General features: G+C 63.4%; 23 protein-coding genes and 1 tRNA gene. 13 read left to right on the forward strand and 11 right to left on the reverse strand.

The window, feature by feature from the left end:
- The first annotated feature begins 5 nt into the window (after positions 1-5).
- Positions 6-935 carry an ABC transporter permease gene (locus tag NCT32_RS06270; protein WP_061117523.1) on the forward strand — a complete coding sequence of 310 codons (930 nt, stop codon included), beginning with the start codon at positions 6-8 and terminating at the stop codon, positions 933-935.
- Between the two features lie 108 nt (positions 936-1,043).
- The gene (locus NCT32_RS06275) at positions 1,044-2,129 is read left to right on the forward strand and encodes a BMP family ABC transporter substrate-binding protein (protein ID WP_061117522.1); all 1,086 of its coding nucleotides are present in this window, start codon (positions 1,044-1,046) and stop codon (positions 2,127-2,129) included.
- Positions 2,130-2,219: 90 nt separating this feature from the next.
- Here NCT32_RS06275 and NCT32_RS06280 read toward each other — a convergent pair whose 3' ends face one another.
- From NCT32_RS06280 to NCT32_RS06295, 4 genes are all read right to left on the reverse strand, one after another.
- A complete protein-coding gene (locus NCT32_RS06280; RefSeq protein WP_061117521.1) occupies positions 2,220-2,426 on the reverse strand; it encodes a dodecin in 207 nt (68 codons plus the stop codon).
- A 248-nt stretch (positions 2,427-2,674) separates the two neighbouring features.
- Positions 2,675-3,166 carry a hypothetical protein gene (locus NCT32_RS06285; RefSeq protein WP_061117520.1) on the reverse strand — a complete coding sequence of 164 codons (492 nt, stop codon included), beginning with the start codon at positions 3,164-3,166 and terminating at the stop codon, positions 2,675-2,677.
- Positions 3,167-3,488: 322 nt separating this feature from the next.
- Positions 3,489-3,932 (reverse strand): large conductance mechanosensitive channel protein MscL, encoded by a 444-nt coding sequence (gene mscL / locus NCT32_RS06290; RefSeq protein WP_061117519.1) that lies wholly within the window; start codon positions 3,930-3,932, stop codon positions 3,489-3,491.
- Between the two features lie 176 nt (positions 3,933-4,108).
- On the reverse strand, positions 4,109-5,494 hold the full coding sequence (locus NCT32_RS06295) for a DUF2252 domain-containing protein (protein WP_061117518.1): 1,386 nt from the start codon (positions 5,492-5,494) through the stop codon (positions 4,109-4,111).
- A gap of 258 nt (positions 5,495-5,752) precedes the next feature.
- Between NCT32_RS06295 and glgX the strand changes: the two genes are divergently transcribed.
- Entirely contained in the window at positions 5,753-7,963 is a 2,211-nt protein-coding gene (gene glgX / locus NCT32_RS06300; RefSeq protein WP_061117517.1) for a glycogen debranching protein GlgX, read from the forward strand.
- A 362-nt stretch (positions 7,964-8,325) separates the two neighbouring features.
- On the opposite strand, the gene NCT32_RS06305 is transcribed toward glgX, so the two are convergent.
- The 3 genes from NCT32_RS06305 to NCT32_RS37575 all read right to left on the reverse strand — a co-directional run bounded on the left by NCT32_RS06305 (position 8,326) and on the right by NCT32_RS37575 (position 10,979).
- The gene (locus tag NCT32_RS06305) at positions 8,326-9,537 is read right to left on the reverse strand and encodes a lipopolysaccharide assembly protein LapB (RefSeq protein ID WP_061117516.1); all 1,212 of its coding nucleotides are present in this window, start codon (positions 9,535-9,537) and stop codon (positions 8,326-8,328) included.
- A 146-nt stretch (positions 9,538-9,683) separates the two neighbouring features.
- The gene (locus NCT32_RS06310) at positions 9,684-10,364 is read right to left on the reverse strand and encodes a PspA/IM30 family protein (RefSeq protein ID WP_061117630.1); all 681 of its coding nucleotides are present in this window, start codon (positions 10,362-10,364) and stop codon (positions 9,684-9,686) included.
- Positions 10,365-10,571: 207 nt separating this feature from the next.
- A complete protein-coding gene (locus NCT32_RS37575) occupies positions 10,572-10,979 on the reverse strand; it encodes a plasmid mobilization protein (protein WP_061117515.1) in 408 nt (135 codons plus the stop codon).
- A 489-nt stretch (positions 10,980-11,468) separates the two neighbouring features.
- On the opposite strand from NCT32_RS37575, the gene NCT32_RS06320 reads away from it, so the two are divergent.
- Positions 11,469-14,015: a penicillin-binding protein 1A gene (locus NCT32_RS06320; RefSeq protein ID WP_061117514.1), complete on the forward strand. Its 2,547-nt coding sequence runs from the start codon at positions 11,469-11,471 to the stop codon at positions 14,013-14,015.
- Positions 14,016-14,099: 84 nt separating this feature from the next.
- Here the strand turns inward: NCT32_RS06320 and NCT32_RS06325 are convergent, their stop codons facing one another.
- The 3 genes from NCT32_RS06325 to NCT32_RS06335 form a co-directional block, all read right to left on the reverse strand.
- Positions 14,100-14,531: a copper chaperone PCu(A)C gene (locus NCT32_RS06325; protein ID WP_061117513.1), complete on the reverse strand. Its 432-nt coding sequence runs from the start codon at positions 14,529-14,531 to the stop codon at positions 14,100-14,102.
- A gap of 7 nt (positions 14,532-14,538) precedes the next feature.
- On the reverse strand, positions 14,539-14,901 hold the full coding sequence (locus tag NCT32_RS06330) for a copper resistance protein CopC (RefSeq protein WP_061117629.1): 363 nt from the start codon (positions 14,899-14,901) through the stop codon (positions 14,539-14,541).
- A gap of 114 nt (positions 14,902-15,015) precedes the next feature.
- Complete coding sequence (locus NCT32_RS06335) at positions 15,016-15,396, reverse strand: DUF2946 domain-containing protein (RefSeq protein WP_061117512.1); 381 nt, start codon at positions 15,394-15,396, stop codon at positions 15,016-15,018.
- Positions 15,397-15,582: 186 nt separating this feature from the next.
- Between NCT32_RS06335 and NCT32_RS06340 the strand changes: the two genes are divergently transcribed.
- The 3 genes from NCT32_RS06340 to NCT32_RS06350 all read left to right on the forward strand — a co-directional run bounded on the left by NCT32_RS06340 (position 15,583) and on the right by NCT32_RS06350 (position 16,764).
- A tRNA-Met gene (locus NCT32_RS06340) sits at positions 15,583-15,659 on the forward strand.
- A 222-nt stretch (positions 15,660-15,881) separates the two neighbouring features.
- Positions 15,882-16,379: a heme-degrading domain-containing protein gene (locus tag NCT32_RS06345; RefSeq protein ID WP_061117511.1), complete on the forward strand. Its 498-nt coding sequence runs from the start codon at positions 15,882-15,884 to the stop codon at positions 16,377-16,379.
- 46 nt (positions 16,380-16,425) lie between these two features.
- Positions 16,426-16,764: a multidrug efflux SMR transporter gene (locus NCT32_RS06350; RefSeq protein WP_061117510.1), complete on the forward strand. Its 339-nt coding sequence runs from the start codon at positions 16,426-16,428 to the stop codon at positions 16,762-16,764.
- 21 nt (positions 16,765-16,785) lie between these two features.
- Here NCT32_RS06350 and NCT32_RS06355 read toward each other — a convergent pair whose 3' ends face one another.
- Positions 16,786-17,169, reverse strand: coding sequence for a hypothetical protein (locus NCT32_RS06355; RefSeq protein ID WP_061117509.1), 384 nt, complete (start codon positions 17,167-17,169; stop codon positions 16,786-16,788).
- Between the two features lie 314 nt (positions 17,170-17,483).
- On the opposite strand from NCT32_RS06355, the gene NCT32_RS06360 reads away from it, so the two are divergent.
- From NCT32_RS06360 to NCT32_RS06385, 6 genes are all read left to right on the forward strand, one after another.
- A complete protein-coding gene (locus tag NCT32_RS06360) occupies positions 17,484-17,750 on the forward strand; it encodes a hypothetical protein (RefSeq protein WP_061117508.1) in 267 nt (88 codons plus the stop codon).
- Complete coding sequence (locus tag NCT32_RS06365; protein ID WP_250476579.1) at positions 17,750-18,103, forward strand: hypothetical protein; 354 nt, start codon at positions 17,750-17,752, stop codon at positions 18,101-18,103. Before NCT32_RS06360 ends, NCT32_RS06365 begins: the two co-directional genes overlap by 1 nt.
- A 185-nt stretch (positions 18,104-18,288) precedes the next feature.
- Complete coding sequence (locus tag NCT32_RS06370) at positions 18,289-18,573, forward strand: DUF1488 domain-containing protein (RefSeq protein ID WP_061117506.1); 285 nt, start codon at positions 18,289-18,291, stop codon at positions 18,571-18,573.
- A gap of 225 nt (positions 18,574-18,798) precedes the next feature.
- Positions 18,799-18,981, forward strand: a complete 183-nt coding sequence (locus NCT32_RS06375) for a hypothetical protein (RefSeq protein ID WP_061117505.1) — start codon at positions 18,799-18,801, stop codon at positions 18,979-18,981.
- Positions 18,982-19,030: 49 nt separating this feature from the next.
- Positions 19,031-19,747, forward strand: coding sequence for a TetR/AcrR family transcriptional regulator (locus NCT32_RS06380; protein WP_250476580.1), 717 nt, complete (start codon positions 19,031-19,033; stop codon positions 19,745-19,747).
- Positions 19,744-20,853 (forward strand): enoyl-CoA hydratase/isomerase family protein, encoded by a 1,110-nt coding sequence (locus NCT32_RS06385; RefSeq protein WP_061117503.1) that lies wholly within the window; start codon positions 19,744-19,746, stop codon positions 20,851-20,853. Before NCT32_RS06380 ends, NCT32_RS06385 begins: the two co-directional genes overlap by 4 nt.
- The last annotated feature ends 18 nt before the right edge of the window (positions 20,854-20,871 follow it).

A 20,871-nucleotide genomic window follows, 5' to 3' on the forward strand; every position in this document is an offset into this window, starting at 1 on the left:
AAGAAATGGACATCAATCAGGCCAGCAACCTCGCGTCGAGCGCCGTGATCGCCGCCATCCCGCTGATGTACGCGGGCGCGGGCGAACTCGTCGCGGAAAAATCCGGCGTGCTGAATCTCGGCGTCGAAGGAATGATGCTGATGGGCGCCGTCACCGGCTACGCCGTCACGGCGATCACCGGAAGTCCGTGGCTCGGGATCGTCGCGTCCGTGTTTGCGGGACTCGCGATGGCGCTGCTCTTCGGCTTTCTCACCATCACGATGCTCGCCAATCAGGTCGCGACGGGCCTGTCGCTGACGATCTTCGGCATCGGCTTTTCGGCGTATGTCGGCAAGCCTTATACGTCGGCGGCGGTGCGCTCGACCATCGACGTGATGCCGATTCCCGGCCTCGCGAACGTTCCCGTGCTCGGACCCGCGATCTTCTCGCTCACGCCGCTCGGCTATCTCGCGTTCATCATGTTCGCCGTCATCGGCTGGTTTCTCTACAAGACGCGCGCGGGCCTCGTGCTGCGCTCGGTCGGCGAGTCGCCGGCGGTCGCGCATGCGGTGGGCTTTCCGGTCGTCGGCGTGCGCTATGGCGCGACGCTCTTCGGCGGCGCGATGGCCGGCATCGCGGGCGGCTATTACTCGATCGTCTATCTGCATGTCTGGCAGGAACAACTGACTTCAGGTCGCGGCTGGATCGCGCTCGCGCTCGTCGTGTTCGCGACATGGCGCCCCGGCCGCCTGTTGATCGGCGCGCTGCTCTTCGGCGCGGTGATGGCGTTGCAGTTCTACGCACAGGCGATCGGCGTGCCCGTCCCGACGCAATTTCTCGCGATGCTGCCTTATATCGCGACGATCGTCGTCCTCGTGCTCATCTCACGCAACCCGAACACCATCAAGCTCAACGCGCCCGCATCGCTCGGCAAGCCGTTTTTCGCGGCGAGCTGATGCTGTTGTTCTTGCGCAGCATCGCGGTTCCGCTCTCATTTTTGACCGACCACACTGATGCGGGCCTGAAATATCGTTTCACACACAACATCGACCAGGAGAATCACAATGAATAAACCATGGCTGAAGGCGATCACCGCGACGGTCGCATTGTCCGCCACCGTCGCGGCGCTGAGCGCGCAGGCGGCGGATGCGCCGGGCGTCGCGTTCGTCTATCTCGGCAATCCGGGCGATGCGGGCTGGACCTTCGCGCACGATGCGGGCAGCAAGGAAGCCGAAGCGAAGTTCGGCAACAAGATCAAGATCACGCGCGTGGAAAACGTGCCGGAGTCGGCGGATTCGGAACGCGTGTTCCGCGACCTCGCGAACAAGGGCAACAAGGTCATCCTCGCTACGAGCTTCGGCTATCAGGATTTTGCGCTGAAGGTCGCGAAGGATTTCCCGGACACCATCTTCCTGACGGCAACCGGCTTCAAGAAAGCGAAAAACTTCGGCACCTATGACGTGCGCATGTATCAGGGCGCGTATCTGGCCGGCGTCGCCGCGGGCTACGTGACGAAGACCAACACGCTCGGCTTCGTCGCGTCGGTGCCGATTCCGGAAGTCGTGCGCAACATCAACGCCTACACGATGGGCGCGCGCTCCGTGAACCCGAAGGTCCACACGAAGGTCATCTGGATCAACAGCTGGTTTGATCCGGGCAAGGAAAAGCAGGCTGCCGAGACGCTGATCGGCCAGGGCGCCGACGTGCTGCTGCAGAACACGGACTCGAACGCGACGCTCAACACCGCCGCCGAAAAGAAGGTCTTCGCGTTCGGCTGGGATTCGAACATGAAGAAGTTTGGCCCGGGCGCGCATCTGGGCTCGGTGGTCGCGCACTGGGGCGTGTACTACAACTCGGTGATCCAGCAAGTGCTCGACGGCAAGTGGAAAAACGATCCGGTGTGGCTCGGCATTCCGCAGAAGGCCGTGGATCTCGAAGACCTGAACACCGGCGTGATTCCGGCGAAGGCGGTGCAGGCGGTTGCCGCGAAGCGTGACGAACTGCACGCGGGCAAGTGGGATGTGTTCAGCGGTCCGATCAAGGATCAGTCGGGCGCGGAGAAAGTGCCGGCTGGCAAGACGCTGACCGATCCGGAACTGCAGCGCATCAACTGGTATGTCGAGGGCGTTGACGGCTCGCTGCCGAAGTAAGCTCGCGTCTCTATCTTCAGTCCGCGCAATGACGAACCGCGCTTCGTTGCAAAACGAAGCGCGGTTTTTTCATGCGATGCAGCGAGCGGATCAATCGATGCGCAATCCCACCTTGATCGTCACCTGCCAGTGCAGGATCTTGCCGTCCTCGATGTGCCCTCGTGTTTCCACCACTTCGAACCAGTGCATGTTGCGCAGCGTTTTCGACGCCTTGTCCAGCGCGACGCGTACGGCGTCATCGCTCGATTGCGTCGAGGAGCCGGTCAATTCGATCTGCTTGTAGACGTGTTCCGACATGGTGTTCTCCTTGTAGTCCCCAAGGCGATTTCCTCGGGGCATGATGGATCGGGTAGGCAGCTTGCAATCCCGACGCAGCAAGGCACGCGCCATCACGCTTTCGCGCGTGGCTTCCATTAAAGAACACGAAAGCGCGCGGGAGTAGTCGGGGTTTGCGCGAAGCGCCTCGACGCGCAGCCGACGGCACGCCGGGCCTCGTTCACGAGGCCCGCGCGCATCAAAGACACACGGGAAAGGTCAGAGAGGGATCAACGCAGCGGCCGCGATGCGGCATCGCCCGCGTCCTGCCGGCGGGTGCCGCGACGCCTGCGCGCTGACACCGTCGCACCGAATTCGCTCAGGATCTGCGCACGGGCGCGGCTCGCGAACACGAGGAAACCAAAGCCGTTTGCCTCGTACCAGTAGCCGCCGTTCTCCAGTCCGTCGAGCGGCTGCTCGAGCGCATTGGTGATCGATTCGACGCAGCGCCTGTGTAAGTCGTCGATGGCCGGGTACGGTGGCTGTGCGCCTCGCACGCTGCACAGAAGGACATCGAGACCGGGCAGAACGTGTGCGTAGAGCACCGGTTCATCCTGGGCGCGAGCCCGGGCGATCTTCGTGTCGAGCTGACCAAATGGCTTGAAATGCCGCAGCACGGCGAGAAAAGACTCGTCGCCATCGGCCTTCACGCGCTTACGCCTTTTCGGGAAGGACATAAAAACTCGCCTGAAAAAGATTTGCAAGAAACGCAGCGTCCTCATGCGGCCACTCCCGTCTTGCGCGCCGCACGTCGATCTTTTATAGCGCATCGATGTGATTAGGTCACGGTGAATCGGGCCATCTCGTCGTGACCGGCAAGGTGCCGGTGCACGTCCGTGGCGCATGATTCGTGCCGATGACCGTTTGGCGGCCCGCTTGGCATCCCTCTGAGCATCTATCCCAATAATAGTCCTGCTGCTACCCGCGCGAACAGCTTTCGTAAAGAAAAAAGCGGGTGGGCGCACCAAGCGAGCGGGGGTGGGCTACCCGGGCAGACCCGCGCGAGCCGCGTGGGTTCAATCTGTTTCGAGCGGGTTTGTCCGGCTAGACGCGCGGCGCGTTCTTGAGTTCGTCGCGAATTTCGCGCAGCAGCAGCACGTCTTCCGGCGTCGCGGGCGGCGGCGTGGCTTCATTGGGCTTGCGCAGATTGTTGATGAACTTGACCATCAGAAAGATGATGAACGCGAGGATGATGAAATTGATCAGCGTCGTGATGAACGAACCGTAGCCGAACACGGCGACACCCGCGGTCTGCAGATCCTTGTACGAATCCGGATTGCCCTTGAAGGTAGGCGGTATCTGACCGAGTCTTACGAAGAGGTTCGAAAAGTCGAGGCCACCGGTGGCGAGACCGACCACCGGCATGATCAGATCCTTCACGACGGAGTTCACGATCGTCGAGAAAGCGCCGCCGATGATCACACCGACCGCGAGGTCCATGACGTTGCCCTTTAGCGCGAAGTTCTTGAATTCATCGATCATGCTCATGCGCGGCTTCCTCCAGTTTGAGTTAGACGGTTGTGCGGGCCAAAGCGGCAGCAAGGGCTATGCCATTGAAAAGCCCGCGAAACATGCGGCAAAGTGCGTTCCATTGCGGGCTCCGACAATGATAGTCAATTCGACTGCGGACCGCCCGCGCGCTGAGAATCGCGCCCGTTCGACCATCAGGCGGCCGGGACGCGGCCCACGCTGATCGCCGCGCAAAAGGCGGCGTGATCGGCGACCGTCTGTGCGCCGTAGCGCTCGGCCCAGGTCGCGTACGCGGCATCCAGGCGATCCGAATTGCCGCAATAGCCCGCGATGAGCGCGGCGTCTCCCGTGCGCGCGTGGGCGCGGGCGAGCAGGAGGCCGAGACACCACGCGTAGAAATCGAACGTGGCGCCGTGCAGCCAGTCCATCGGAATCGAGCCGCGGATCTGCTTCATCTGTCGTACGTAGAAATCGCGGCCGGAGATGGTCGTCCAGCCGAGCAGCGCGTCCGACGAACTCTGCAAAAGCCGCTGGCCATGCACGACGCGCCGTCCCTGGTGCCGATACGGCTCCTCGAGCGGTGGCACGAACGGCGCGGCGGCGGGCACGATGCCTTCCTTGACCTGAATGAAAAGCGGATCGCCGAGCGCGCGGCTCAGCATCAGCACGAGATACGCGCGCGTGCCGACGCTGCCCACGCCGACGACGCGATGCGCGACATCCACGACGTCGTATCGCTCGAGCATCATGCGCCATTCGCCCGCGATGGTCTGCAGATACGCCTTCAGGCCGTCGATCACATGATTTTTCTCGGCGGCGTCGAGGCTCGTGAGGATCGGCGGATCGACCTTGAAGCGATAGCTCTTGCCGACCGGTTCCGCGACTTTCGCGAGCATGGTCGCGTGCGAGCGCTTCATCGCACGCTCGACGGTCTTTTCGATGGTCGCTTTTTCTTCGGCGTTAAGCTTCGTCGGGGCGTCCATGTGCAGCGCGCTCGCGTAGGAGCGCATCTGCCAGAGATCGTAAGGGCTCACTTGCCAGAGGCCGGCCATCGTCGTGCGATACGCCAAGCAGGCCGAGCGCACCGCGCGCTCGCGCCCCGCGGCGTCCACGCCGTTCTCGCGCGCCGCGACGTTGATGCTCGCCGTCAGGCGCTTCAGATCCCACTCCCACGGGCCGACGAGCGTTTCATCGAAATCGTTCAGATCGAACACCACGTCCTGGCGCGGCGTGCGAAAGAGGCCGAAATTGTTGACATGCGCATCGCCGTCGATGATCACGTTGTGCCCGATCGACGGCGACTTCGCCAGATCCCACGCCATCACGGTCGCGGAGCCGCGCAGGAAGGCGAACGGCGACTCGGCCATACGCTGCATGCGTAGTGGAATGAGCCGCTCCTGCCGGCCCGCGTTGCCCGCGAGCACGCGCTCGACCGGGTCGGGCCGGTCGGGCTCGGGCGACCACGCGCCGTGGGCCTCGAACGGAACGGCGTCGCGCAGCGCGCGGCCGGCCGCGCGGCTGTCTTCGGCTGTGCCGTTGATCGGGGAAATCGACATGGCGGGACCTGGGCGTGTGGACAAGGCGTGTTCTCCTGCTGCGATGGGCGGGTGTGTCGAACGTCATTCGGGCGCCGAGCATTTCGCGCTCCGGTAAGCGAACGTTTTACACGCGGGGCGGTGCGCGCGTAACGCTTCGGACGTTGCAGCCAATCTGAAGCGAGCCGCGCGCCGAATCAGCGCATGGGCACGCTAAATGCTCCTTACGATCCGTTGGAAGCCCCGCAATGCCCACGCACAATCCCGACGCACCGCGTGTCAACCACTCGAACACATCATCTCATGCCGAAAGAACTCCGCATTGCTGAAGGCTCCCCGTTTCCGCTCGGCGCGAGCTGGGACGGAAAGGGCGTCAATTTCGCGCTTTTCTCCGCGAACGCGACCAAGGTCGAACTATGCCTCTTCGACGAGAAGGGCGAGAAGGAAACGCAGCGTATCGAGCTGCCCGAATATACCGACGAAGTCTGGCACGTTTATGTTCACGGGCTCGAACCCGGCACGGTGTACGGCTACCGCGTGCACGGTCCATACGAACCGGAAGCCGGACATCGCTTCAACCCGAACAAGCTGTTGCTCGATCCCTATGCGAAGGCGCACGTCGGCACGCTTGAATGGGACCCGGCGTTGTTCGGCTACACGCTCGACGCCGAAGGCGACGATCTCACCTTCGACGAACGCGACAGCGCGCCTTTCATGCAGAAGTGCCAGGTCGTCGATCAGACTTTTAGCTGGACCCATGCGACGCGCGTGCGCGTGCCGTGGGAGCACACGATCTTCTACGAGACCCACGTGCGCGGCTACACGAAGCTGCATCCGGCGATTCCGGAGCACATGCGCGGCACCTTCGAAGGGCTCGGGCAGGAAGAGGTCGTCGAATACATCAAGAGCCTCGGCGTGACGTCGGTGGAGCTGATGCCGATTCACGCGTTCGTCAACGACAGTTACCTGCTCGACAAGGGTCTCACGAATTACTGGGGCTACAACACGATCGGCTTTTTCGCCGCCGATCCGCGCTATTTCGCGCGCGGGCCGGGCGTCGTCGCCGAGTTCAAGGAGATGGTCGACCGGCTGCATGAAGCCGGCCTCGAAGTGATCCTCGACGTCGTGTACAACCACACCGCCGAAGGCAACGAGCGCGGGCCGACGCTGTCGTTCCGCGGCATCGACAATGCGTCGTACTATCGGCTGATGCCGGAAGAGACGCGCTACTACATCAACGATACCGGCACGGGCAACACGCTCAATCTCTCGCATCCGCGCGTGCTGCAGATGGTCACCGACAGCCTGCGCTACTGGGTGACGGAGATGAATGTCGACGGCTTCCGCTTCGACCTTGCGACGATTCTCGGCCGCGAGCCGTACGGCTTCGACGAAGGCGGCGGCTTTCTCGACAGTTGCCGGCAGGACCCGATTCTCTCGAGCGTCAAGCTCATCGCGGAGCCCTGGGATTGCGGGCCGGGCGGCTATCAGGTCGGCGGCTTTCCGCCGGGCTGGGCGGAATGGAACGATCGCTATCGCGACACGGTGCGCGAATTCTGGAAGGGCGACGAGGGCGTCGCGCCGGAGCTCGGGACGCGGATCACCGCGTCGGGCGACAAGTTCAACAAGCGCGGACGCAGGCCGTGGGCGAGCGTCAACTTCATCACGGCGCACGACGGCTTCACGCTGAACGATCTCGTGTCGTACAACGAAAAGCACAACGAGGCGAACGGCGAGGACAACAACGACGGCCACTCGGACAACAAGTCGTGGAACTGCGGCGCCGAAGGCCCGACCGACGATGTGGAAATCCGCACGCTGCGCGAGCGCCAGAAACGCAACATGCTCGCGACGCTGCTGTTCTCGCAAGGCACGCCGATGCTGCTCGCGGGCGACGAGTTCGGCCGCACGCAGAAGGGCAACAACAATGCGTACTGCCAGGACAACGAAATCAGCTGGGTGAATTGGGAAATCGATGACGATGGCCGCGCGCTCACCGAGTTCGTGCGCAAGCTCACGACGCTGCGCCACACGCTGCCGGTGCTGCGCCGCCAGCGCTTCCTCACGGGCGAGTACAACGCCGACTTGCAGGTGGCCGACGTCAGATGGCTCGGTACGACCGGCGACGAACTCACGCAGGAACAATGGGACGATCCGAACATGCGCTGCTTCGGCGTCGTCTTCGACGGCCGCGCGCGGGCGTCAGGCATCCGCAAGCCGGCATCGGACGCGACGCTGTTGCTCATCGTGAACGCGTATCACGACGTGGTCGATTTCACGCTGCCGGACATCCCGGGTCCGGACGAGTGGATTTGTCTGATCGACACGAACGCGCCGATCCGTGAGGAGTTGCCCGAGTTCGGCTCGGACGACGTATATCAGGTGACGGGCCGCTCGTTGCTGTTGTTCGCGCTTCAGCCGCGCGGCGCAACGAAGCGAATCTTTGACCGACTGGAGGAGGCGCTGACCGACGAAGCACCGCCCGAAAGCGAGGAGAAGAAAGCGCAGGGGTGAAGCTCGACTCGGCGGGCCGCCATGCCCGACCGGGTATCATGCGATTTTTGCGACAGGCACAGGAGGCGGCGAGAGCCGCCTTCTTTTTTCCACGATGGATGTTTCATTCAAGCATGAACGCGCGCTCGTCGAAGGCCGCGCGACGCCGACGGCATGATCCTCCGCGCCATCCTGCACGTCGCGAGCTGGGATCAGCTCGAGCGCATCTGGGAGTTCATCGTCGGCTTCTTCAGGTTTCTGTGGGGCCTGCTGCGCTTTCTCGGCGGCGGGTGACGCGCTGACTTCTGCGCGCCGGTTCTTCAAGTCAGAACGAAAAAGGGCCCCGCGAAAACGGGGCCCTCATTGATGCGTGCGTGGCAAGGTCAGGAGTCGCGCCAGTTGTCGTCGTTGCTGCCGAGATCGAGCCCGCCGCCGCCGCTGCCGTCGTTCCAGTCGTTCGACCCGTTGCCGAGATCGAGGCCGCCGCCGCTGTTGTTGCCGAAATCCAGTCCGCCGTTATCGTTCTGCGGCGGACGATCGACGGGCACCTCGCGCTCGATCACGCGATCGCGTCCATGTGACAACGCTTCGCCGAGCAGCACGCCGGTGAGCAGGCCTCCCATGCCGCCGGCGAATCCGCCGCCGCCTTGCTGAATGATGACGGGCGGCTGCTGCTGCCCCTGCTGGGGCGGATAAGGCGGATAAGGCCCTTGCTGCGGATACTGCTGGCCGCGCCCGAAACGCTCGGCTTCCTGCGCATAGGGCGAGCCGTTCGGCGCGCCCGGCTGAGCGTTGTTGCCAACGTTCGGATCGGGACGGCCCTCGGAACGGGCCTTCAGGCTCGCGACCTGATTTTCCAGATCTTCGATCGCATACGGCGGCACCGGATTCTTCGAGTTCGATAGCGACTCGACCATCTCGCGCAGTTGAGTCTCGGTGCCTTCGACGTCTCTCAGCAGCGCTTCGTGACCGGGCGCAGTAGACAGCCGGACATCGAGCTTGAGCGTGCGCACGTCGTTGAGCAGTTCGGTCGCGCGCTTCATCTGCGAGCGGCGGTCGTTCTCGGCCTGACCGTCGTCGCGTGCGCGGGCGCGTCGCAAGCCCCAGCGCAGCACGAGCGCGATCGCCGCGATCAGCAGCGCCAAACCGATCCACGCGCCCATGCCGATGCCGTGCTTTTGCGGTGCCGCGGCGGCCTGATCCTGATTGAAGGGATTCTGCGCGCTCGATGTAGTCGTGCCGTTGCTCGAGCGCGGCGAGATGCTGGCGCGCGTCGCATCGGCCTGAATGCGGGCTTGCGTGGCGGCGAAGCGCGACGGATCCGTGAAGCTCAGGGAAGGATCGAGCGATTTCGCCTGTTGAAGATGCGAAAGAGCATCGCTGTAACGGCCTTCGCGGTCGAGCACCTGCGCATAGAGATAGTGCGCATGCGCATTCTTCGGATGCGCGCCAAGCACTTCGCTCAACTGGGAGTCGGCCTGTTGCCAGTTGCCTTGCGTCATCGACTGCTCTACCTGCTGCGCGGTCGGCACGGCGAACGCGAGCGGGGAAGCAAGCGACAGCGACAACGCCAGAGCCGTCAAAGTCTTTTTCATGATGCGGGCCGGACGCGATGAACGTCCGTCTCCTGTCGATGCTGCGAACGAGTGATGCAAGTGGTGATACTCAAAGTAGCGCATGTTCGTGCAACGCGTCGCGAACCCAGGAGTTCGCCATGCGTCGACGCCTTCAACACCAGCACTTATTGCGCCGGCGTATTCAACTGCTTCTTCAGCGCCTCGAGACGATCCTCGACCGAAGGCCCGCGATTGAGTTCCGCGAGTTTGTCGTCGAGCGCCTTGCCGGATTTCTGGTCCGCCGAATTCAGACGCGCGTCCGAGCGGGCGTTGGCGAGCTGAACCTTGTCTTCGAGCTTCTGAAAGTCCTCTGAAAGATTTTTTCCGCCGATGCCGCCCAGCGCCGTCGCCGCAGTGTCCTTCGCCTGCGCGATCTGCTGCTTTGCCTGAAGAATATTGGAACGCGCGTTGAGATCGTTGCGGCGCTGACGCATGTCCGCGATCTGCTTTTTCAGATGCTCGACCGAAGGCTCCAGCGTCTGCAGTTCCGCCGCGAGCGCGTCGCGTTCGGTTTCGGCGTTCGCCTGCGCCGCGAGTGCTTCGCGCGCGAGTCCTTCATCGCCTGTCTGCAGTGCGCGCTTCGCACCGTCGCCGTACTTCTTCGCCTTGTCGGCGGCGGCGTCGCGCTTGCTTTGCTGCGTCGCGACCTGCGCTTCTATCTCGATGAGCGAGTTCTCCGCCTTCGCGATGCTGTCGTCGAGCTCGCGCACGATCTGGCGCGCGTCGCGCGAAGGGTCCTGCATGGTATCGGCGGCGTCGTTCAAGAGGCCTCTGACGGTGCGCGTGATGGAATCGAAAAGCGACATGTATTTCTCCTGGATGAAGACGGCGGCGTGCGCGCTCATCAGCGTGCCACGCGGCTCGAATGTGAGGCGCAACGCGCGGGATTGCAAGCGGCGTGAGCCTTGCGTTCACGCCGGGTTTACCCGCTCATTAAATCATGCCGTGACTTAATCGGGCCTTAACGGAAGGTTAAGGAGTGTAACGACGCGCGCGGCCGCAGCGGGGCAGAGCTAGCGTTCGGAACGCGTGTCGTCCGTCAGGGAGGCATCGTCGTCGTGATCGGTGTCGTGCACGACTTCATCTTCGGCTAAAGCGGGGTCAGGAAGGGGCTGGGTGACGGTGCGCGCCTGCGCGGCGCGCTTGGTCGCGCTCGCCGCCGCTTCCCGGGCTTCTCGCGCGGCTGCTTTCGCGGCGACGCTTTTCAGCGCGGCGTTGAGCGGATCGGGGGCCTTCGGCGCACGCAGACGATCGACGATGCCAGCCACCTTGATCTGCTCGCTCGTCGCGTTGAAGTTCAGCACCGCGCGTCGCATGAGCTCGCTCACGCTGATGCCGAGGGTGTCCGCTGTATTGCTGATGGCCAGCTTCTGCGCGGGAGTCACGAAAACAACGATGCGTTCGCTGGGTTTGGTCGTCATGAGCGGCTCGCAAACAGTAAGGCGATCGTATGGAAAGATCGCGGCTTCGGTTCATCAAACGGCACGACATCTATATCTCAGGCACGCCCGAGTGGTTGCGGGGAACCCGCGATCCACTCAACCATCATATCGGTTTGCGCGCCGGCCGTGCGTGTGAGCCACCTCGCATCGCACGCGTTTGAGCGTCGCGCAAAAACGGCGCGCGATCAACAACTTGGATATTTTCTCATACGGTTGTCCACAAGGCTCTCAACACTTTCTGTGGGTAACCCGACATACGCAGGCGTTCGCCAGGCGCGCGGCATTTACTTACAAAAAATTCCCGCTGGTTTTGTAGTGGCGCGCACGAATTCTTTAAAATGGGCAGTTATTCTCGGTCGAAACCGGCCCCATTCGTTCGTCCCGTCTTTGCAGTAGCGCCGAGGCTTCGGCGCGTCGCATCGCAGCCCGGCAGCGCGCGCGCTTCAAGGCACGCTGAACAAACCACACATGCCTATCATCAAACGACCCGACTCATCGAAGTCTTCGCGATACGATCGCGAGCCCCGCTGGAACGACTCTCGCAACGACTCACGCAATGACTCGGGCGGCCGCGACGGCGGCGGACGTAACGGCGGAAATGGCCGCGGCGGCCGCAACGATCGTAACGGCGACGGGCGAGGGCGTTCGCCCTTCGCGCGCATCGCGCTCTGGTTTGCGGGCCTCGCCGCGATCGGCGTGGTGATCGGCGCGCTCATCGTCGGTTATGCGCTCGTCGTCATGGGGCCGAACCTGCCGTCGCTCAATGCGCTCATCGACTATCGGCCGAAGGTGCCGCTGCGCGTCTACACCGCGGATCACGTGCTGATCGGCGAGTTCGGCGAGGAACGGCGCAGCCTCGTGCGCTTCCAGGACATTCCCGACCAGATGAAGAAGGCCGTCCTCGCGATCGAGGATTACCGCTTCTACGATCATGGCGGCGTCGACTTCGTCGGGATTCTGCGCGCGGGCGTGACCGATCTGACGCACGGCGGCGCATCGCAGGGCGCGAGCACGATCACGATGCAGGTCGCGCGCAACTTCTTCCTGTCAAGCGAGAAGACCTACACGCGCAAGATCTACGAGATGCTGCTCGCGTACAAGATCGAGCGCGCGCTGACGAAAGATCAGATCCTCGAGCTGTACATGAACCAGATTTATCTCGGCGAGCGCGCCTACGGGTTTTCGGCTGCGGCGCGCGTGTACTTCGGCAAGGATCTGAAGGACATCACGCTCGCCGAAGCGGCGATGCTCGCGGGCCTGCCGAAAGCGCCGTCTGCGTATAACCCGGTCGTCAATCCGAAGCGCGCGAAGGTGCGCCAGCAATACATTCTCAAGCGCATGCTGGACCTGAACTTCATCACGCGCGAGCAGTACGATCAGGCGATCGCCGAGGATATTCGCACGAAGTCCGCGGGCACCGAGTACGGCGTGCATGCGGAATACGTCGCGGAAATGGTGCGGCAGATGATGTACGCGCAGTACAAGGAAGAGACCTATACGCGCGGCCTCACGGTGACGACGACCATCGATTCCGCCGATCAGGACGCCGCCTACAAGGCCGTGCGCAAGGGCGTGATGGATTACGAGCGCCGGCATGGCTATCGTGGCCCGGAGGGCAACATCAATCTGCCGTCGAACGCGGACGACCGCGCCGAGGCGATCGAAGACGCGCTCGTCGAACATCCGGACAACGGCGAGCTCGTTGCGGCGGTCGTGACGAGCGCGAGCCCGAAGCAGGTGACGGCGCAGTTCGTCGGCGGCGATACCGCGACCATTTCCGGCGAAGGCCTGCGCTTTGTGGCGGCGGGGCTGCGCAGCAACGCGACGAAGGCGCTTGCGATCAAGCCGGGCTCGATCGTGCGCCTCGCGAAGGACGACAAGGGCAACTGGCAGCTCACGCAACTGCCGCAGGTCGAGGGCGCGCTCGTGTCGATGACGCCGCAGGACGGTGCGATCCGCGCGCTCGTCGGCGGCTTCGACTTCAACAAGAACAAGTTCAATCACGTCACGCAGGCTTGGCGCCAGCCGGGCTCGAGCTTCAAGCCGTTCATCTATTCGGCGGCGCTCGACAAGGGTCTCGGACCGGCGACCATCATCAACGATGCGCCGCTGTACTTCCCCGCGGCGGGCGGCGGCGACGCGTGGGAACCGAAGGACGACGACCAGCCGGACGGCCCGATGTCGATGCGCACCGGCCTGCAGAAGTCGAAGAACCTGGTGTCGATCCGCATCCTGTCGTATATCGGCACGGGCTACGCGCAGGACTTCGTCACACAGAAGTTCGGTTTCGACAAGGACAAGACGCCGCCTTATCTGCCGCTTGCGCTCGGCGCCGGGCTCGTCACGCCTTTGCAACTGAGCGGCGCGTATTCGGTGTTTGCGAACGGCGGCTATCGCATCAATCCTTATCTCATCGCCGATGTCGCCGATGCGCGCGGCACCGTGATCTCGCGCGCGAATCCGCTCACGGCCGGCAGCAACGCACCGCAGACGCTCGAGCCGCGCAACGCGTACATCATGAACAGCCTGCTGCATACGGTCGCGACGCAGGGCACGGGCTCGGGCACCAACGTCCTGAAGCGCAACGACCTGCAAGGCAAGACCGGCACGACCAACGACGCGAAGGATGGCTGGTTCGCCGGGTATCAGAAGCAACTCGTCGCGGTCGCGTGGATGGGCTATGACCAGCCCAAGACGCTCGGCAGCCGCGAGTTCGGCGCGCAGCTCGCGTTGCCGATCTGGGTCGAATACATGGGACGCGCGCTGCGGGGTATTCCGCAGGAGCAGATGGCGAAGCCCGATGGCATTACGACCGTCGACGGCGAGTTGTTCTATGCCGACCGCACGCCGGGCGCCGGCTTCGTCGCGAGCATCGGACTGGATAACACCAACCCCATGGCGGGCGATGCGACCACGATGGGCGGCGTGGGACCGGCGGGCATGCAGGCGCCCCCAACGCCGCAAGTCACGACCGACGAACGCAAGCAGATCATGGACATGTTCAGCAGGCCGTGAAGTAATGCTGTGTAGCCGCTAAAAAAGCGCGCCGGGCTGCAAATCCGGCGCGCTTTGTTTTTAAGAAGCGTGAGCTGCGTGATCTCAATGACCGACCGTCGCCGGCGACTTCACTTCGCAGTTCGCGTTGAGCGTGGATTTGTCCGCGAACGAAAGGGTGAGGGGAATCGTCGAGCCTACCTTGAGCGGCTTGCCGGGTTCTTCGAGCATCAGGTGATAGCCCTTGGGCGCGAAGCTCAGCGTGCCGTGCGGGGGGACGTCGACCGAGTCGACCGGCGACATCGTCGCCGTGCCGTTTTTACTCTCGGACTTGTGCATCATCGCCATGCCGAAGGCGGGGGTCTCGGCGGCCGTGAGTGTGGCGGGCTTGTCGCCGTTATTCGTAACGATGAAGTAGCCCGATGACGGCAGGTTCGGCGGCATCGCGCGAATCCAGCAATCGCGGGCTTCGAGCGTGGCGGCCTGGGCGAACGATGCGCAGGCGAGCGTGCCCACGAGTACAGCGATTTTTTTCATATCGTCCTCACTTGACGGTGAAGTTGTAGTGACCTTGCGTCCGATGACCGTCCGCCGCGACAGCGGTCCATTGCACTTCGTAGACGCCCGGCGCGAGATCGGGAAGCGCGACGCTCATGTGCTTTTTGTTGCCGGCATCGACGGTGGAGCTCGCGGTGTTGACCTGCGTGCCGCGCGCATTGGTGACGATGAGCTTGCTGAAGGTCGGCTCGAGCGCCTCCCCGAAGTCGATCGCGACTTCGTGCGGCCCACTGACGGTCGCGCCGGGGCCGGGCTGTTGCAGCTTAGGCAATGCGTGCGCGAACGCGAGTTGCGTCGAGCCGAAGAACGCCAGCGCGAGCGCGCCCCGCCTGAACGATGATGAAAGCATGATGGTTCCTTGCGTGCTCGAAGCAGTCGACGCTTCGGGCGATATTTGCTGCATGCGAATGAAAGACTTCTATCGCGCTGTGCGATGGACGAAGCCCGTGCATGGGAAATTGATTCAGGCGAAAGCGGGCGGGGCGCGCGGTTGCGCAGCGTTGACCAACTCGCGTCGCGGCGCATCCGTGAGCGGGGCGGAAGGGAATACATCGCGTGGTGAAAACGCGGAGAAAGCTCGATCGAGCGATACCGGCGGCGTTGGCGCGTGCGCGATGAGATCGCAATAAGCGCATGCCTGAAGATGATCGGCGACGTGGTGGTTCGCTGGATGCGAATCGCGCGATGCCTGCGCATCGGATGCGCACACGGAAGCGAGCAGCGATTCGATGCGCGCATGTTCGAACGCCTGCGATGCGACGGGCGCGAGCGAGAGCAGCAGGATCGCGCATATCGCCGCGAACCCGCTGATCTTTCCGATGATGCCCCGACGCAAGTGATGCATGCCGCGTTTGATCCGTTGTCGATATGGAGACCATGACGAACGGACGATTATGCCACGCGTGTTTCTACGGGCTTCGCTTCGACGCGAGACGCTGCGACGCAGCTTCGTTTCTTCTTTTTCGAAGATCGAAGCAAACGGGGTATTGCGGCAAACTAAGCGAGGACTTATAATCTTTTCTTCGACGGACGCGGGGTGGAGCAGTCTGGCAGCTCGTCGGGCTCATAACCCGAAGGTCGTAGGTTCAAATCCTACCCCCGCAACCAACACCGTCCAGCATTACGCAAAAAGCCCGGTCAAGCCGGGCTTTTTGCTTTTCCGCGCGCGTATTGCGATGCGTCCAGCGTGCCAGCTCCCAGGTCGCAATTGAACCGGTTCATGGCCGACTCTCGCGTGGCGACTTCACACGCGCGTGTCAAAATCGCAAAAATCTCGGCGAAGTCACATACGCCAATCCCAATCCACGCACGCTAAAGGAGTCCTCGCTCATGGACATTCCACACGTTCTGCAGGCTATCGCGCATCAGGAACACACGCTGGTGTTCCCCCAGTTTCACGCCGAGCATGCATGGCAGATCGGCGCGCAGTTGCGCGAGATGGCGCTCGCGCGCGACGCGGCCGTCGTCATCGACGTGCGCACGTTCGGCCGCAAGCTCTTCTACGCCGCGATGGACAACACCACGCCCGACAACGCGCGTTGGGTCGAGCGAAAGTCGCGCACCGTCGAGCATTTTCGCCGCAGTTCCTATGCGATCGGTCTTACGCTGCAGCAGGCCGGCGCGACGCTCGCCGACAAGTACGGTCTCGATCTCGCCGAGTTCGCGACGCACGGCGGTGCGTTTCCCTTGCGCGTATCCGGCGCGGGCGTGATCGGCTCGGTCGCGGTGTCGGGGCTTGCGCAGCGCGACGATCATCAGATGGTCGTCGAAGCGCTTTGCGCCGTGCTCGGCCAGAACTTCGGCGATCTTTCGCTCGGACGCGACTGACGCCATCGACATCTTCGAACGAACACGACAACTGACGACAACAAAGATGCGCTCAACCGCTTATGTGCTCCTCGCGATCGCGATCGTCGCCGAAGTCGTCGCGACCTCCGCGCTGCGCGCCTCCGATGGCTTCACGCGCGCGCTCCCCGCGGTCATCGTCGTGACCGGATACGGGCTGTCGTTCTATCTGCTGTCGCTGACGTTGCGCGCGTTGCCCGTCGGCGTCGTGTATGCCGTGTGGTCGGGCGCGGGCATCGTGCTCATCACGCTCGTCGCGGCGCTGCTCTTCAAGCAGACGCCGGATTTGCCCGCCATGCTCGGCATGGGCCTCATCGTCGCCGGCGTGGTCGTGCTCAATGCGTTCTCGAAGATGAGCGCACACTGACACGGTCCATCGCCTGCGTGCTTACTTGCAGCGCACGATCATCGAGCGGTTCTTGACGTTCGCCGATATCACGTTGGTGATGCCGCCGCCGGTCGGGCCGCCTTCCTCGTTATCCTTTGAGACGATGTCGTATCCCGTCGCGCCGCATTTCTTGCCGGCGAGCACATAGCAGCTCGCCCAGCTCGATCCCGCGTCCGCGCCGCTGCAATTGACGGCGTAGCCGGTCTGTCCATCGGGCAGGTTGATGAGCGATGCTTCGTTCGACGACGCGCACGCGCCGAGACTCGCCACGGCGACGACCGCCGCGCCGAGTGCGGCGGCACGCAGCCAGAAGACACGCGAAACAGCGCCGCCATGTGCGGCGCGAGCGGAGATACGGCGCATGCGCCGACCGGGTTCCTTCATCTTTACCTCGTGAGAGCGAATTGCGATGTGCGCCGCCGGCCTTGTCTTCGCGGCGAGGGCGCATTTTTTGAGATAGGCATTGTCCCACACGCGGCTTACGCGACTCGTAAGCGGTTGTTATCCGCCCGAGGCGGGCGAGCAGGGCGAGGTCGCGCGGGCGCGTTGCTTGCGGATCGACGATTGGAGGTGCCTGTCCGATGAACTATTTTCCGGATCGCACACCTTATCCATCTGGGATTTCGGTTGGAATTGCCTGCCGGGAACCTGGGAGAAATCGGCAAAAAGCGCGGCAAGCTAAAGAGGGGGAAGAAGCCATGGCGGAAAGAGTCACGGGGCCATATCGCGGGTATTACATCAGCGCCTCGGCGCGGCTCGTACGGGCTCACGGCGAACAGGACGGCGGTGCGCCGATCTATGTCGGTTCGGTCAGTCTGGCGCGCGGCGGACCGGATGACGTGCATCGCTTCGAGGCGCTCGTCGATCTCGGACCCGAGCGGCGCTTCGCAACCGAGAGCGGGGCCCTCGCGCATGTGGAGCAGGCCGCGCGCGACTACATCGACCGCTTGCTGCAAGCGACATAATGCGTCCCGTCCACCTGCGACACATGGTGCTGCACGACGTCGCGAATTGCCTGATCGACCTTTTTCCGAGCGGCGCGGATGTCGCGGAAATCGGTCTCGAGCCGACGCCCGCGCTTTTCGTGAGTTGGCGTACGAGCGGCGTCGCGAATCATCCGGGCAACATCGCCTGGGGCGTGCACTATCGCTTCGACGCGCACGTGCTGCGCGACTATCCGCACTTATCGGAGAAAGCGCGGCAACGCGTATGCGAGCGCGTGCGCGAGATGAGCCGGCTGCTCGATTTCAACTATGCCGATCCTCGGGCGAGTTCGCTGCTCGTCGTGGATATCGACGAAAGCGTTCTTGCCGCGTGAACGGCACGGGCGCTGGACCGCGCGGCGCGACCGCGGTTACCATATCGCCGAATCGATTCGTGCGAGCGTGGGCGGCGCAGTCAACGTGCTCGCATCGAATGGAGCGATAAGCGCTTGAACGTCTTCGCGTGGCCCCCGACCCAATGCTCTCCCACCGGTCGCCACGCATCAGCAACGAGACAATCATGGATATTCGTTTCCTCCCGGACGCGCCCGATTACCGCGATGCCAATCTGACCGTCGAGTTCGCCGCGATCGTCGACGGCCGGCGCGTGCCATGCGCCATTTCCGTCGAAGCGCTCGAAGATCATTTCGGCGCGCAGTCCTACGACACCGCCGGCTGGATCGACGCGTTCGCCGCGGGCCGCACGCGCATCGAAGCCGTTGCGCGAGAGCATCTGCGCGTGACCAACGGTATGCCGGTGCTCCTGAAAAGCGGACACTTTCCGCCGGGGCGCGTCACGGTCTGATGCGCTGACACACGCAAGCCTTCGTCTCTTACACGGCGCGATGTAAGACCTCCAACGTACCGTGTTCGTTATCGACGGCGGAAACATCGCGCCTGCTTCCGCGTGATCGCGCAACGGAGTACCATCGCTCTATTCGCCGCACGCGATGCGATTCGCTCGGCACATTATTTGCTCAAAGGCATGCGCTTTCCTGAGCATCAAATATAAAAATCGCGCGGGGTCGTCATGCTTCATTCCTTTCTTCACTCACTTGTCGAGTCCAATGCGCTATGGCTCATCTGGGCAGCCGTTGGTGTGCTGATTCTTGCGCTGTGCATCGTGTTCGCGTCGGTCGTGCTCGGCGATTCGGACGAGCCGCTTTATCGAGCGGCGTCGCGCCGCAACGACAACGGCAAGATGACCATCTGAGCGCGCACCGGCGCGCCGCGATTTGACTTCGAAAGAGGCGGTGCCGACAATGCCTCGCATGGGATCGCAGGAGCGGCGCACCGAGCAAAGACGCGAACAGCGCGAGGCGCTGCGCGAGCGCATACTCGAAGTCTCGCGTGCGATCGTAAAGCGCGAAGGGTTCGCATCGCTCTCGATGAGAAAGCTCGCCGAGGCGATCGATTACTCGCCCGCCGCGCTCTATCTTCATTTCAAGAGCCGTGGCGACATCGCGCGGGCGCTGTGCAAGGAAGGGCACGCGAGTCTGCGCGACGCGTTCCTCGCGCATACATCGATCGCGGACCCGGCCGCGCGCCTGAACGCAATGGGGCGCGCGTATGTCGAATTCGGGCTGGCCGAGCCCGAGACGTATCGGCTGATGTTCATGGAGCCCGCAGGTTTCGCCGGCGCAGGCGCCGATGCCAAAGACAACGTCAATGGCAACGGTCGGGCGGCGGATTCCGGCGCGGCGGCGCTCTCGCTGATCGCGGATGCGTTCGTCGAGTTGCGTGCATCCGACCGACTGCCGCCGCGCGCTGCGCCGGTTGCGTGCGCGGAAGGGCTGTGGGCGAATCTGCATGGCATCGTCGCGCTGAAACTGAACGGCGCGGCGTTGCCCGAGACGCCGGCCGCGACACTCGTCGAGCTGTCGCTTGACGCGTGGTACGCGCCGGTCAACGGAACTGAACCTCGGGGAACCGAAACTCGATTCAACGCACCGGATCGATCCGACACTTCAACACGATGACCACCGAAGACATCCGTATCGACACCGCCAACGGCATCGGCTTCATTGCGCTCGATCGTCCGAAGGCACTCAACGCGCTGACGCCGCTGATGCTGCGCGCGATCAGCGAGGCATTGCGCGCGTGGCGCCACGATCAGGCGATCCGCGCCGTCGTCGTCTATAGTCCGCACGTGCGGGCGTTTTGCGCGGGCGGCGATATCCGCTTTCTGTACGAGTCCGCGCAGGCGGGGGCGCGCGACGCGATCGACGCGTTCTTCACCGACGAATACAAGCTCAATCACGCGATCTTCACGTTCCCGAAGCCGTATATCGCGGTCGTGAATGGCGTCGTGATGGGCGGCGGCATGGGCATCTCGCAGGGTGCGCATCACACGGGCGGCCTGCGCATCGTCACACAGTCGACGAAGATGGCGATGCCCGAGACGCGTATCGGCCTCTTTCCCGATGTCGGCGTGAGCTGGTTCCTCGCGCGCGCGCCCGGCGCGATCGGACGCTATCTCGCGGCAACGGGCGCGAGCCTCGGCGCAGCCGATGCGCTCTACGCCCGCATGGCCGACGCCTATCTCGACGATGGCGCGCTGCCGGGACTCGTCGAATCGCTCAGGCATCAGCGCTTTCTCGATGGTGTCGAGATCGTGCGTTTCGTGCAGAACGAGACGACGAAGTACAAGGTCGCGCCGATCCCCGAGAGGAGCGAGCTCGCCGCGGCGCGCACGATGATCGACAAGCACTTCGCGGCGGGCAACGGCGCATCGATTCTCGCGTCGCTCGAGCGCGAGGCGGAGCTCGGCAACGACTGGGCGAAGCGCACGGCCGCGGAACTGCGCGAGCGTTCCCCGCTTTCCGTCGATGTAGCGCTGCAGCAAGTCGATCGCGCGAAGTTCTCGACCATGGCCGAGACGCTGCGGCGCGATCTCGACCTCACGCGCACGATGTTCGAGCGCGGCGATGTGCTGGAGGGTATTCGCGCGCGCATCGTCGACAAGGACAACGAGCCGCGCTGGAAGGTCGCGCGCGCCGAGGACGTGAACGCCGCGGATATCGACCGCATGTTCGAAAGCGCGTGGACGCCCGCGGCGCATCCGCTACGGCTTCTGAAGGACTGATGCCGCGCGGGCGGTTTT

Source organism: Caballeronia sp. INML2, from assembly GCF_023631365.1.
GTDB lineage: Bacteria > Pseudomonadota > Gammaproteobacteria > Burkholderiales > Burkholderiaceae > Caballeronia > Caballeronia turbans.